The organism is Geobacter grbiciae, assembly GCF_018531165.1.
Lineage (GTDB): Bacteria > Desulfobacterota > Desulfuromonadia > Geobacterales > Geobacteraceae > Geobacter > Geobacter metallireducens.
Genome location: NZ_JAHDIW010000023.1, coordinates 1 through 13,504, shown reverse-complemented (window position 1 = coordinate 13,504; position 13,504 = coordinate 1). Strand labels below are relative to the sequence as shown.

Sequence of the window (13,504 nt, the reverse complement as noted above, 5' to 3'; positions counted from 1 at the left end):
GCGGCCCGGAGTCAAGGGGGCGGGCCGTTGCCGCCGTTATGCATGATCGCCGCATCTGCCTCTTCGGTTGCCAGCCTCAGCACCCGGCTGGTGTAGAGGACCGACACCAGCGCAGCGCTCCAGGTGACGAGAAAGAATCCCCACCAGATGCCGGATGGTCCCCAGTCCAGCACCAGGGCCAGGAGCCAGAAGACCGGCACCGGCGCGATGATCTGGCGGAAGAGCCCTATCCAGAGGGCGAAGGCCGGCCGCTGGAGTCCCTGCAGGGCCGAATTGTTCATGTAGAGAATCACATAGGCCCCCAGCAGCAACGACTCCACCCGGAGAAAAGTGACCCCGTGGGCAACCACCAGCGGATCGGCGGTGAAAAGCTTCATCAGGGGCTCGGCCGCCGCAAAGACCAGCGTCGTCCCCCCTGCCATCATGAGGAGTCCTGCCCGCAGCGCCCTCGTCAGAGCCTCCCGTATCCGGCGAAGCTTTCCTGCGCCGAAGTTCTGGGCCACGAGGGAGAGGACCGCCACATTCAGCCCAAAGGCAGGCAGGAGCACGATCTGTTCGATGCGGGTGCCGATGCCGTAGGCAGCCACCACCTCCTTGCCGAACCGCCCCGCGAACCAGGTGATGACGAACATGCCCAGCGACACCGTCAGCATGTTCATGCTTGCCGGAATCCCCTGGCCGAAGAGGCGGCGAAACGGTTCCCGCCGCGGCACGAGGAGTTGCCATGAGCGCCCCGACAAAAGACCTGTCCGCCGCACCCGACCCAGGAGGTAGACGTTCCCCACAGCCTGGACCACCACCGTGGCCAGGGCAATGCCCCGTATCCCCATGGCTGGCACGCCCAATCCTCCATACATGAACCAAGGGTCCAGAGCGATGTTCAGGAAGCATCCCGCCACCAGAAAGTTGCGGAAACTCTTCGTATCCCCCGATGCGTTGAGCATGGCGTTGAGGACATAGTTGCCGACGAAGAAAACGGTACCGGCAATGATGATATCCATGTAGGCAAGGGCCAGGTCCAGGTAATCGCCCGATGCCCACATGAGCCTGAAGAGGGCCGGCGCCGCCGCGACTCCTCCCATGGTCATGAAGATGGCATGAATGAGGCCGAAGGAGATGGTCTGGGCAGCAAAGAGCTCCGCCTCCTCCCGTTGGTCGCTCCCCAATGCGTGGCCGATGAGGGCCGTGGCTCCCATGGAGGTGCCGGCACCGATGGCCAGGATGATGAAAAAGAGGGGAAAGGAGAGGGAGAGTGCCGCCAGCGCCCTGGTGGAGATGAGCCCTCCGTAGAAGGTATCCACCACGTTGAACATGGTGTTGAAGAAAAAGCCGGTCCCCACCGGCACGGCGAGTCGGGTGAGGAGTCTCGGGATGGGGTCGTTGATGAGGTCGGGAGAGGTCATGGATGCAATAGTAGCATTCAATTGGCCTCTGTGTGCTCAAAGCCGGTGCTGTTTCGACTGTTTTTTTATCGCCCATGGGTCGCAATCAGGCTTCGCAATGATTAGACTATCGTTCATGGAGTTGGAGACCGTACATACCGCACTTCGCCAGGAGCTATGGCTTCCCGTGGCGCCGGGAGCATTGGAAGAGGGGAAGGCCCAACTCTGGGGGCTGGTCCTTGAGGCCCGTGCCGTCCCGTGCCGTAGTGTTCGGAGCGATAACGGATGGCACGTGGTGGTGCCGGCGTCATTCTACGACCGGGCCGTGAAGGAAGTGCGCCTCTTCGAAGAGGAAAACCGCAACTGGCCTCCGCCGGCACCACCGGTCAGGACCATGAATGGGAACGTCCTGGCGACTCTGTCAGTCCTCTTTCTCCTGGCCACCTTCCACAACATCACCCGGCTTGATGTTACCCTCCCCGGTCATCCCCCGCTCGACTGGCTTGCCCTCGGCAGCGCCGATGCCGCAAAGATCATGGATGGCCAGTGGTGGCGCGCGGTAACCGCCCTCACCCTCCATGCGAATCTGCCGCACCTCGTGAGCAACCTTGCGATCGGCGGGGTGCTGGTCATCCTCCTCTGCCGCGAAATCGGTTCGGGCCTCGCCTGGAGCCTCATCCTCGGTTCGGGAATCCTCGGTAACCTCGTCAACGCGTTACTTCACTCCTCCGGCCACATCTCGGTCGGAGCTTCCACCGCGGTATTCGGCGCGGTTGGCATCCTCGCCTCAAGCAGCGTGGTGCGCCATCGCCATCACCTGCAGAGACGGTGGCCGCTCCCTGTTGCCGCCGGCCTGGCCCTCCTGGCGGTCCTTGGAACGGAAGGCGAACACACCGACCTTGGCGCGCACCTGTTTGGATTTTTGTGGGGGATAGCGCTTGGCGCTGTGGCGGAATATCTGATCGGCAGGTTCGGGCAGCCCGGTCCGGCCCTCAATGCGGTGCTGGCCGTTGCCAGTGCCGTGGGGGTGGCGTTCTCCTGGTGGGTGGCGCTTGCTGCTGCCCCGTAGGGGACGTCGGTCAATCCTTCTTTTTCGCGGTCAAGGCAGTATTTCGATCGGGGTGCCGTTTCGCACCAGGTGCCAAATTTCCGTCATCTCGGCGTTGGTAACGGCGATGCACCCCTTGGTCCAATCAAAGGTGGCGTGAGACGGGCCCAGGTCCTCGAATCCGGCCGGGAGACCATGGATCATGATGTCCCCTCCGGGAGAGACTCCCTGTTTCCGGGCCGCGGCGATGTCTTCGGTATTGGGGTAGGAGATGTGGATCGATCGGAAGAACCGGCTCTTGAGGGAACGGCGGTCGAGAGTGTAGATCCCTTCGGGAGTCCGGGAGTCACCGGCTTTTACCTTGGGGCCGACGGGGTTTCTTCCCAGTGCCACCCGGTAGGATCGGATCAGGTTCTGGCCGCTGCGCAACTCCAGCAGCCGCTTCGATTTATAGACTACCACCCTGTCAACGGTGGGAGGCGAAGCCAGGTCCGGGTCTTGTCGACACCGGCCGTCCGGAGCGGCTGCCAGGATGCCGAGCAGGGCGGCCGCGCAGAGTCTGAGCAATCTGATTCGCATATCAGGAGATGACTCAGCAAGTTCCGTGCCTCACCTTTCAGCCTGATATGGCCGGACAAGATTGAATGGAAGGGGTGCCTCAGTTCATCATTGTGGGACTGTGTGACGGGAATTGCGGGAGGCTACCGCTCGTACCGGAACTTCTTTTCCGTCGGCGGAAGAGGGGGAGATGGTCGGCGGGTACACAAAAAGCGGCCCGTACATAAGGTCACGGGCCGCACGCAGGGCATCCATAGTGATGCCGGTTGATCACTTGAGGGGGACAGGGTTGCAGACGTTGTCGGGGGAGTTGGCCAGGGCGCCGCAGTTGCCGCACTTGACGGTGGGCGATGCGGAAAGGCTCGCAATTTCGTCGCTGCATCCCTCGGCCTTGAGGGCACACATGTGCATTTTGTGGGACGTGATGTCGCATGCCATTTGCGGGTTCCTCCTTCGTTAGTGATTACGACGAAGCAAGTCTAGCGCGGTGCGCCACCCTGTCAAGGGGGGCAATCTCACCAATTAAAAAGGGGAGCCGTCACCGACTCCCCTTTGTTCCGTCTATGTGCTCGGAATTACTCCCCCGCAGCCGCCTTCCCGTCCGCCACCATCAGCTCCGCCACGAGCCGGGTGAACCGGAGCGGGTCGGCGATGGGGGACCCTTCGGTGAGCAGCGCCTGATCGTAGAGGAGATCACAGTAGTCGGCCAGGCGCGGGTTGGCCTTGTCCCTGGCGAAAAGGTTTGCCATCACCTGCATGAGGGGGTGATCCGGGTTCAGCTCCAGAATCCGCTTCGACTCGGGCACATCCTGGTTCATGGCCCGGAGGATCCGCTCCATGTTGGCGTTGAGGCCGTGCTCGTCGGCCACGAGGCAGCAGGCGCTGTCGGTGAGGCGGCTGGAGAGGCGCACTTCCTTAACCCGCGCGTCGAGCTTCTCCTTCACGAAGGAGAGGAGGTCGCCGTACTGCTTGGACGCCTCTTCCCGCTTGGCCTCCTGCTCCTTCTTCTCCTCCTCGGTGGCGGGGATGACGTCGCCCCGGTCCACGGCCTTGAGCTTCTTGCCGTCGTACTCGGTAACCCCCTGCACCACCCACTCGTCCACGGGGTCGGTCAGGAAGAGGACCTCGTACTCCTTCTTCCGGAATATCTCCAGGTGGGGTGACTGCTCCAGGGCCGCGCGGCTCGTGCCGGTGATGAAGTAGATCTCCTCCTGCCCCTCGGGCATCCGCTCCACGTACTCCTTGAGGGAGGTGAATTTACCCGCCTCGGTCTTCGTGCTCTCGAAGAGGAGGAGGTCCTGGAGCTTCTCCCTGTTGGCGTAATCGAAGTGGACCCCTTCCTTGAGTACCTGGCCGAATTCCTTGTAGAAGGCGAGGTAGTCGTCGGTCTCCTTCTCCCGCATTTCTGAGAGGGTGGAGATGATTTTCGACACGAGGCTCTTCTGGATCCGCTTGATCTGGATATCTTCCTGGAGGATTTCCCGCGACACGTTGAGTGGCAGGTCGCTGGAGTCCACCACTCCCTTCACGAAGCGGAGGTAGTCGGGGATGAGCTGCTCGCAGGAGTCGGTGATGAAGACCCGGCGCACGTAGAGCTGGACCCCTTTCTTGCGCTCGGGCATGAAGAGGTCGAAGGGTTTGTGGGCCGGCAGGTAGAGGAGCGCCTTGAACTCGCTCACCCCTTCGGCCGAGTAGTGGATGGTCTTGAGGGGTTTCTCGAAATCGTGGGAGACGTGCTTGTAGAACTCCTCGTACTCCTCGTCGGTTACCTCGCTCTTGGCGCGGGCCCAGATGGCCTTCATGGAGTTGAGGGTCTCTTCCACGGTCTTTTCGATGGTGCCGGCCCCCTCGATCTCCTCGCCGTTCACCCCTTTCGGGACTTCGGTCCGGGTCACATCCATGACGACGGGGTACTGAACGTAGTCGGAGTATTTACGCACGATGGAGCGAATCTTCCACTCGTCGAGATATTCCTTCATTTCCTCCTTCAGATGGAGGGTGATTTCGGTGCCGCGGGTCTCCTTGGTGGTTTCTTCCACGGTGTAGGTGCCGTCGCCGGTGGATTCCCAGCGGACCCCGGCGGCCTTGTCCTGGCCGGCACGGCGGGTAACGAGGGTGACCCGGTCGGCCACCATGAACGAGGCGTAGAAGCCGACCCCGAACTGGCCGATGAGCTCCGGGTGCTCGGCCACGTTCTGCTCCTTCAGGTTCGCCAGGAACGCCTTGGTCCCCGAGTGGGCGATGGTGCCGATGTTCTTCTCCACCTCCTCCATGGTCATGCCGACCCCGTTGTCGCGGATGGTGAGGGTGCCGGCCTCTTTGTCGGGTATCAGCTTGATCTTCCCTTCCGGTTCTCCCTCAATAACCGCCGCATTCTGGTGAGCCTCGAAGAGTACCTTGTCGATGGCGTCGGAAGAGTTGGAGATGAGCTCCCGGAGGAAGATGTCCTTGTTGGAGTAGAGGGAGTGGATCACGAGGTCCAGGAGTTGCTGGACCTCGGTTTCGAATTTCTTCGTGGTCTTCGTCATGGGGTGTGCCTTCTCCTTTGTGTCGGTGTTGGTGATGACAGAACTCCCCTAACCTAACTATCACTCCGGGATTTTTCAAGGGGAACTCCGACACTTTCTTGTCCTCCCCACGGCATCCGTGTTCCTTGCCTGCCGTAACCGTCCGGGTTTCTTGACACTCCGGCTCTCCGTATGTTAGTTTAAACTCCTTTAAAAAAGAGCCTTTCCGGCCATTTCCTCCCCTCTGTTTCCCGTTGATCGGAGCATCCCGTGTATTTTCCCGATTTCGAGACCTTCCGGTCCCTGGCCTCCCAAGGCAACCTGATTCCCGTCTGCCGCGAGATCATGGCCGACATGGACACGCCGGTCAGCGCCTTCCGCAAGATCGACGACGGTTCCTACTCCTTCCTCCTGGAGAGTATCGAGGGGGGTGAGAAGTGGGGCCGCTATTCCTTTCTCGGCTCCAATCCCGCCACCGTCATCCGGACCCGCGGCACCACCGTGGAGATCGTCACCAACGGCGAGACCCGCGCCGTGACCAGCGACGACCCCCTGGGCTTTGTGCGGGAGTATCTGAGCCGCTTCCGGCCCGTGGAGATCCCTGGGCTCCCTCGCTTCTTCGGCGGCGCCGTGGGGTACCTGGGGTACGACATGGTACGCCACTTCGAGCGGCTTCCCACGGAGAAGCCGGCCGTCATCGGGGCCTGGGATTCCTGCTTCGTCATCACCGACACGATCCTGATCTTCGACACCATGCGGCAGAAGATCACCGTGGTCTCCAACGCCCATCTGGAGGACGGCCAAGCCCCGGAGACGGCCTACGCCGAGGCCATTGCCCGGGTGGACGCCCTCATCGCCAAGCTCCGGGCCCCCCTGCCGGCAATGCCGGCGACGCCTGCTGTGCGCACGGTCTCCTTCTCGTCCAACGTTCCCCGCGAAAACTTCGAGGCGGCGGTGGAGAAATGCAAGGAGTACGTCCGGGCCGGGGACATCATCCAGGTGGTCCTCTCCCAGCGCTTCTCCGGCGCGCTCACCGTGGAGCCCCTCGCCATCTACCGGGTGCTCCGGACCCTGAACCCTTCCCCCTACATGTTCTTCCTCCGCATGGACGACACCCTGGTGGTGGGTGCCTCCCCCGAGGTCATGGTCCGCAAGGAAGGGGACCGGGTGGAGCTGCGCCCCATCGCCGGCACCCGCCCCCGGGGCGCAACCCCGGATCAGGACGAGCACCTTGCCGAGGAACTCCTGGCCGATCCCAAGGAGCGGGCCGAGCACGTCATGCTCGTGGACCTGGGGCGCAACGACCTGGGACGGGTCTGCCGGACCGGCACCGTGAAGGTTTCGGAACTCATGGTCATCGAGCGCTATTCCCACGTGATGCACATCGTCTCCAACGTGGAGGGTGAACTGGCCGAGGGGAAGGACGCCTTCGACGTGGTGCGGGCCACCTTCCCGGCGGGGACCCTTTCCGGCGCCCCCAAGGTGCGGGCCATGGAGATCATCGACGAGCTGGAGCCGGTCCGCCGGGAGGTGTACGGCGGCGCCGTGGGGTACTTCTCCTTCTCCGGCAACATGGACCTGGCCATCGCCATCCGCACCCTCGTCATCCGCGACGGCATGGTGCACCTCCAGGCGGGCGCCGGCATCGTGGCCGACTCGGACCCGGCCGCGGAATACCAGGAGACCGTCAACAAGGCCATGGCGGCGGTTAAGGCCATCGAGATGGCGGAAAAGGGGTTGGATTAGTGGAAAAATTGATAAGTGAAGAGACAGGGATTTGTCCCCTCTGCGGTGGAGGGATGGAAGCGGGAAAGACGACCTTTACGGCTGACCTGGGGTTTGGCGTGGTTGTGGTCAGGAATGTCCCGGCCACCCAGTGCTCACAATGCGGCGCCGACTGGATTGACGATGCTACCGCCGCCAGAATCGAGAAGATTGTGGCGGATGTCCGGTCACGGCACGCCATCGTCGAAGTCACCGATCTTGCCGCCTGAGGTTACCTGTTCATGCTCCTAATGATAGACAATTACGATTCCTTCACCTACAACATCGTCCAGTACTTTGGCGAACTGGGGGAGGAGGTGCGGGTCTTCCGCAACGACGGTATCACCCTGGAGGAGATCGAGGGGCTGGCGCCCCAGCGTCTCGTCATTTCCCCCGGCCCCTGTTCGCCCGAAGAGGCGGGGATATCGGTCGCCGCCATCCGGCACTTTGCCGGCAAGATCCCGATCCTCGGGGTCTGCCTCGGCCACCAGTCCATCGGTGCCGCTTTCGGCGGGAAGGTGGTCCGCAGCTCCACCCTCATGCACGGCAAGACTTCACCGATCCACCACAACGGCCAGGGGCTCTTCCGGGGGCTCCCCAATCCTTTCAATGCCACCCGATACCACTCGCTGGTGGTGGAGCGGGCCACGTTCCCCGACTGCCTTGAGATCACCGCCTGGGTGGAGGAGGGGGAGGTCATGGGGCTCGCCCACAGAGAGCTGCCGATCTGGGGGGTCCAGTTCCATCCCGAGTCGATCCTCACCGAGGGGGGGATGGACATCCTCAAGAATTTCCTGGAGATGACACAATGATCAAAAAAGCAATTGCAAAGGTAGTTGAGCGCATCAACCTCACGGAAGCGGAGATGATCGAGGTCATGGACCAGATCATGTCCGGCGAGGCCACCCCGGCCCAGATCGCCTCCTTCATCACCGCCCTCCGGATGAAGGGGGAGACGGTGGAGGAGATCACCGGCGCGGCCCGGGTCATGCGGGATCGGGCCACCCCCATCCGGGTCGGCAAGGGGGTCCTCGATATCGACCGGGATGACATCAACATCGATCAGGAGACGATCCTGGACGTGGTCGGCACCGGCGGGGACGGCACCAACACCTTCAATATTTCCACCACCGTCTCCTTCGTGGTGGCATCCTGCGGGGTCAAGGTGGCCAAGCACGGCAACCGGGCGGTTTCGTCCGCCTGCGGGAGTGCCGACGTCCTGGAGTCCCTGGGGGTCAGCCTGGACGTGACCCCGGAGACGGTGGAGAACGCCATCGCGAGAATCGGCATCGGCTTCCTCTTCGCCCCGGCCCTCCACGGCGCCATGAAACACGCCATCGGCCCCCGGAAGGAGATCGGCATCCGGACCATCTTCAATATTCTCGGTCCCCTCACAAACCCGGCCGGCGCCGACTGCCAGGTCCTCGGCGTCTACCGGGAGGATCTCGTGGAGCCCCTGGCCCATGTCCTTCACAAGCTTGGCTGCAAGCGCGGCTTTGTGGTCTTCGGCATGGACGGCATGGACGAGATTACCCTTACCCGTGAGACCCGCGTTGCCGAGGTGACCCGGGAGGGGGTGACGGTGCGGACCATCACGCCGGAGGAGTTCGGCTTTGCCTCCTGTCCTCCCGGTGATCTCCGGGGGGGCGACGCCGCCGGCAACGCTCGCATCGTTCGCAGCATCCTGAACGGGGCCACGGGGCCCAGGCGGGACGTGGTGCTCCTGAACGCCGCCTATGCCCTTGTCGCCGCCGGCAAGGCCACGGATCCGGCCGAGGGGATCCGTCTCGCCGCCGAGGCCATCGATTCGGGCCGCGCCCTGGCAAAGCTGGAAGAACTCATCGCCCTCACCAACGAGGAGTGACCCCATGACCGATACTCCCGACATCCTGAAAAAAATAGTCGAGCACAAGCGGGGCGAGGTGGCCGCGGCCCGCTCCACCACCCCCCTTGCCGAGCTGAAGGCCCGCATCGCCGACCTGGAGGACCAGCCCCGGGGGTTCGAGCGGGCCCTGCGGGACTGCCACGCCTCCGGCTGGACCGCCGTCATCGCCGAGGTGAAGAAGGGGTCCCCCTCCAAGGGGCTCATCCGCCCCGACTTCGACCCTCTGGAAATCGCCGAGACCTATGAGCAGAATGGCGCCGCCTGCCTTTCCGTGTTGACCGACGAGCATTTCTTTCTGGGGAACCTCCGCTACCTGGCCCTGATTCGCGAGCAAGTGCGGTTGCCGCTGCTGCGCAAGGATTTCCTCTTTGATCCCTATCAGGTCCATGAGGCCCGCGCCGCCGGTGCCGACGCCATCCTTCTCATTGCCGCCATGCTGGAGCGGGAGCAGATCGAGGAGCTGGCCGGGATCGCCCGGGAGCTTTCCCTGGACGTGCTCCTGGAGGTCCACGACGAGCCGGAGATGGAGACGGCCCTTGCCACCAATTGCGCCCTCATCGGCATCAACAACCGCAACCTCCGCACCTTTGTTGTGGACCTGGCCACCACCGAGCAGCTCCTCCCCATGGTCCCCGCCGACCGGTTCGTGGTGGCCGAGAGCGGCGTGAACACCCGCGCCGACATCCTCCGTCTCCAGACCGCCGGTGCCCACGGCTTCCTCATCGGCGAGTCCCTCATGCGGGAGGAGGACATCGGGGTCAAGCTCCGGGAGTTGTTGGGGTGAAAAACAACAGAAACACAGAGCAACTGAGCAACTGAGTAAAACCTGAGAAAACAAATAAACGAGGATGCTTCTGCTTCTATTGATAGGATCAGGCGTTATAAATTCATTGTTTTTCTCTGTTGCTCAGTTGCTCTGTGTTATTCCTTAACAAGCCGAGGTTTCCATGCAGACAAAAATCCTGCTCGACGAAAGCCGCATCCCCACCCACTGGTACAACATTATCCCCGACATGCCGGGCCCCCTGGCGCCGGTCATCAACCCCCGGACCCTCCAGCCGGTGACCCCCGACGACCTTCTTCCCATCTTTCCCATGGCCATCATCGAACAGGAAATCTCGGGTGAGCGGTGGATCCCGATTCCCGAAGAGGTGCGGGAGATTTACCGGCTCTGGCGTCCGTCCCCCCTCTACCGGGCCCGGCGGCTGGAGCAGGCCCTCGGCACTCCGGCGAAGATCTACTACAAGTACGAGGGGGTGTCGCCGGCCGGCTCCCACAAGCCCAACTCCGCCATCCCCCAGGCCTTTTACAACAAACAGGCGGGCATCCGTCGCCTCGCCACCGAGACCGGCGCCGGGCAGTGGGGAAGCTCCCTGGCCCTGGCCTGCTCCATGTTCGGCCTTGAGTGCACCGTCTACATGGTGAAGGTTTCGTGCTTCCAGAAGCCCTACCGCAAGAGCATGATGCAGCTCTGGGGGGCCAACGTGATCCCGTCGCCCTCGGAGTTCACCAACGCCGGCCGCGCCATCCTGGCCCACGACCCGGACAGCAACGGGAGCCTCGGCATCGCCATCTCCGAGGCTGTGGAGGACGCCGTCTCCCGCCCCGACACCAACTACGCCCTGGGGAGCGTCCTGAACCACGTCTGCCTCCACCAGACCGTTATCGGCCAGGAGGCCAAGGAGCAGCTGGCCCTGGCCGGCGACTACCCAGACGTGGTCATCGCCTGCTGCGGCGGCGGCTCCAACTTTGCTGGCACAGCGTTCCCGTTCCTGGCCGACCGGGCCGCGGGGAAGAACGTCCGCTGCCTGGCCGTGGAGCCCGCCTCCTGCCCGACCCTCACCAAGGGGGTCTACGCCTTCGACTACGGCGACACCGCCAAGATGGCCCCCATCGCCATGATGTACACCCTGGGGCACGACTTCATGCCGCCGGGGATCCACGCCGGGGGCTTGCGCTACCATGGCGAGTCCGCCCTGGTATCGCAGCTCTATCATGCAGGGCTCATCGAGGCCAAGTCGTACCGGCAGAACGCCTGCTTCGAGGCGGCCCACCTCTTCGCCCGCAGCGAGGGGATCGTCCCGGCCCCCGAGTCGTCCCACGCCGTCCGGGCCGCCATTGACGAAGCGGTCATCGCCAAGGAGGAGGGGAAGGAAAAGACCATCCTCTTCTGCCTCTCCGGCCACGGCCAGCTTGACATGGGGGCCTATGACGCCTACCTCTCCGGCGGGCTGGAGGATTTCGAGTATCCCGAGGAGATGATCCGGGAGTCCCTGGCCCGGCTGCCAAGGGTGGAGATTTGAAGCGGTCATGGTCAGGGTTAAAATCTGCGGCATAACGAATATCGAAGATGCGCTGACGGCAATCGCCGCCGGCGCCGATGCCCTCGGCTTCGTCTTTCACGATGAATCCCCCCGCCGCGTGGCGCCCGATGAGGCTGCCGGCATCATCGCAGCACTTCCGCCGTTAATCCAGACGGTGGGGCTCTTCGTCAACCGTCCCCTGGCATTCGTCAACGAAACGGCGGCCCGCTGCCGCCTCGACCTCGTTCAGCTCCACGGCGACGAGCCTCCCGAGTTCTGCGACGCCGTAGAGCGCCGGGTGATCAAGGCGTTTCGGGTGCGGGACATCACGAGCCTCGACCCGATCCGTCACTACCGGGTGACTGCCCACCTGCTCGACGCCTATTCCCCCACCGCATACGGCGGCACCGGCCTCACCTTCAACTGGGACATAGCAGCGGCGGCCAAAGAGTTCGGCCCGGTCATCCTTGCCGGCGGGCTTACTCCCGACAACATTCGTGAGGCGGTGGAGGCAGTGAACCCTTACGCCGTGGACGTCTCGGGTGGCGTTGAGAGCGCACCTGGGCGGAAAGACCCAGACAAGGTGCGGGAGTTCATTCGACGGGCCAAGGCATAGAGGCCTGGATGGGCGGGAGAATGTATCGCAAAAGGGGACGGAAGGATTTCCATCCCCTTTTCTTGCGTGGTCATTGGGAAACGGTTTAACCTATGCCATGAAAATTCGACTTGATACTCCGAATTTTCATGGTGTTGCACAGCGCTGCCTGGCGCGCTGAAGCGTACTTAGTCGGAAAAGTTGCACTCGGGAGAAATGTTCCAATCGGGGTAGATCACCAGTTCACGCGTGCGTGCGCTGGTCAATGACGAGTTACCTGAGAGAGGAAAATATGACTTGTAGACTTTGCCTTGAGACAAGACCACTCTGCGGCTCTCATATTATTTCCGAGTGCTTCTATGAAAAGATATATGACGATAAACACCGTTTTTTGCCTATTTCAACCGAAGTTGAGAGACTTAAGTTCCAACAAAAAGGATTTCGTGAGGATTTACTCTGCCGCGCCTGTGAAAGCAGGTTAAGTGAATGGGAAAGCACCCTAAAAAGAGATTTTGTTGACATAGGAAAAGAGCAAAGCAACTTTTTGACAATAAACCGAGTTCATGAAGAAATAATAAAGGTTCAAAATATAAACTACGATTATTTTAAACGCGGAATTCTGTCAATTTTATGGAGGTTAAGTATCACCTCACATCCATTCTACAGCAAGTATCAACTAGGACCATATGAAGATAAACTAAGAATGATTTTGAAAGAGGATGGGCATATCCCAGAATTGCATTATCCGATCATGATTTCAAAGTGTAAATTGGACCAGCAGTTCTTTCCTGATATAATAATGGGATTTCCACCTGGCAAGATTGCAAAATCCAGAACAGTATATCGGTTTATAATATGGGGTATTCTGGTTACTGTATTAGTAACAGACCATGCAGCATCAAATGACATCGAAAGCATAATACTAAGGGAGAATGGGGAACTGTTCATTCCGGATATTCAATATACGATGTTTGCTCACCCACAGAGTGTCATCAAGAGAATATTTGATGATGACGTTAGAGATATGTTTGCAAAAATGACCAGTTAACCAGGAGGCGGCACGCAGGCGCTGACGCGCTGGTGCGCCCCCACGCCGAAGAATGCCACCAGAAATTCCAAACCCTGACGATCCCGTAACTCCGTGGCTGCTGAAGTGGATTTTCTTGCCGTTGTTCGGAGTTGCTCTTTTGATTGTCTTCGGCGGCGTCCAAATCAACCAATGGAAATGCAATAGAGAAGCGAAAAGACAAGGATACCTGCAAGGCAATTATTTACCACCAAACAGAGTAGGTATCGGTGAGGCCTGTATTTGCGAGACGAAATTGAGATCCGACGGAACAGTAGATTCCTCGGCAAGATTAGTCATTGATCTTGAGCACAAAAAATGAGTCTTTCGTTTTTTAGTTGAAGCGCCTTTGGTTGAGGAGTCCGCAGTGCTGGTGGACTTTCAGAAGGAAGTAGG

Annotated in this window: 13 protein-coding genes; 9 read left to right on the top strand and 4 right to left on the bottom strand. The window is 61.1% G+C overall.

Translation table 11 applies throughout. The features are described from left to right. Positions 1 to 11: 11 nt before the first annotated feature. Positions 12 to 1,424: an MATE family efflux transporter gene (locus KJB29_RS17710; protein WP_246561909.1), complete on the bottom strand. Its 1,413-nt coding sequence runs from the start codon at positions 1,422 to 1,424 to the stop codon at positions 12 to 14. A 76-nt stretch (positions 1,425 to 1,500) separates the two neighbouring features. On the opposite strand from KJB29_RS17710, the gene KJB29_RS17705 reads away from it, so the two are divergent. Then, positions 1,501 to 2,451, top strand: coding sequence for a rhomboid family intramembrane serine protease (locus KJB29_RS17705; protein WP_215735656.1), 951 nt, complete (start codon positions 1,501 to 1,503; stop codon positions 2,449 to 2,451). A gap of 30 nt (positions 2,452 to 2,481) precedes the next feature. Here the strand turns inward: KJB29_RS17705 and KJB29_RS17700 are convergent, their stop codons facing one another. From KJB29_RS17700 to htpG, 3 genes are all read right to left on the bottom strand, one after another. Then, positions 2,482 to 3,009: a L,D-transpeptidase family protein gene (locus KJB29_RS17700; RefSeq protein WP_215735655.1), complete on the bottom strand. Its 528-nt coding sequence runs from the start codon at positions 3,007 to 3,009 to the stop codon at positions 2,482 to 2,484. 249 nt (positions 3,010 to 3,258) lie between these two features. Beyond that, positions 3,259 to 3,426, bottom strand: a complete 168-nt coding sequence (locus KJB29_RS17695; protein WP_004514643.1) for a hypothetical protein — start codon at positions 3,424 to 3,426, stop codon at positions 3,259 to 3,261. A gap of 137 nt (positions 3,427 to 3,563) precedes the next feature. After that, positions 3,564 to 5,516: a molecular chaperone HtpG gene (gene htpG, locus KJB29_RS17690; RefSeq protein WP_215735654.1), complete on the bottom strand. Its 1,953-nt coding sequence runs from the start codon at positions 5,514 to 5,516 to the stop codon at positions 3,564 to 3,566. A gap of 249 nt (positions 5,517 to 5,765) precedes the next feature. Here htpG and trpE point away from each other — a divergent pair, with 249 nt between their 5' ends. The 8 genes from trpE (at position 5,766) to KJB29_RS17650 (ending at position 13,090) form a co-directional block, all read left to right on the top strand. Continuing rightward, the gene (gene trpE, locus KJB29_RS17685) at positions 5,766 to 7,241 is read left to right on the top strand and encodes an anthranilate synthase component I (RefSeq protein WP_215735653.1); all 1,476 of its coding nucleotides are present in this window, start codon (positions 5,766 to 5,768) and stop codon (positions 7,239 to 7,241) included. Then, positions 7,241 to 7,489 (top strand): type II toxin-antitoxin system MqsA family antitoxin, encoded by a 249-nt coding sequence (locus tag KJB29_RS17680; RefSeq protein ID WP_215735652.1) that lies wholly within the window; start codon positions 7,241 to 7,243, stop codon positions 7,487 to 7,489. Before trpE ends, KJB29_RS17680 begins: the two co-directional genes overlap by 1 nt. Before the next feature lie 12 nt (positions 7,490 to 7,501). Continuing rightward, the gene (locus KJB29_RS17675) at positions 7,502 to 8,071 is read left to right on the top strand and encodes an anthranilate synthase component II (protein ID WP_215735651.1); all 570 of its coding nucleotides are present in this window, start codon (positions 7,502 to 7,504) and stop codon (positions 8,069 to 8,071) included. Beyond that, positions 8,068 to 9,123 carry an anthranilate phosphoribosyltransferase gene (trpD, locus tag KJB29_RS17670; protein WP_215735650.1) on the top strand — a complete coding sequence of 352 codons (1,056 nt, stop codon included), beginning with the start codon at positions 8,068 to 8,070 and terminating at the stop codon, positions 9,121 to 9,123. The genes KJB29_RS17675 and trpD overlap by 4 nt, the downstream gene beginning before the upstream one ends. 4 nt (positions 9,124 to 9,127) lie before the next feature. Beyond that, positions 9,128 to 9,928: an indole-3-glycerol phosphate synthase TrpC gene (gene trpC / locus KJB29_RS17665; RefSeq protein ID WP_215735649.1), complete on the top strand. Its 801-nt coding sequence runs from the start codon at positions 9,128 to 9,130 to the stop codon at positions 9,926 to 9,928. A gap of 163 nt (positions 9,929 to 10,091) precedes the next feature. After that, positions 10,092 to 11,447 carry a TrpB-like pyridoxal phosphate-dependent enzyme gene (locus KJB29_RS17660; RefSeq protein WP_215735648.1) on the top strand — a complete coding sequence of 452 codons (1,356 nt, stop codon included), beginning with the start codon at positions 10,092 to 10,094 and terminating at the stop codon, positions 11,445 to 11,447. A 7-nt stretch (positions 11,448 to 11,454) separates the two neighbouring features. Then, the gene (locus tag KJB29_RS17655) at positions 11,455 to 12,063 is read left to right on the top strand and encodes a phosphoribosylanthranilate isomerase (protein ID WP_215735647.1); all 609 of its coding nucleotides are present in this window, start codon (positions 11,455 to 11,457) and stop codon (positions 12,061 to 12,063) included. Positions 12,064 to 12,307: 244 nt separating this feature from the next. After that, positions 12,308 to 13,090 carry a hypothetical protein gene (locus KJB29_RS17650; protein WP_215735646.1) on the top strand — a complete coding sequence of 261 codons (783 nt, stop codon included), beginning with the start codon at positions 12,308 to 12,310 and terminating at the stop codon, positions 13,088 to 13,090. Positions 13,091 to 13,504: the final 414 nt, after the last annotated feature.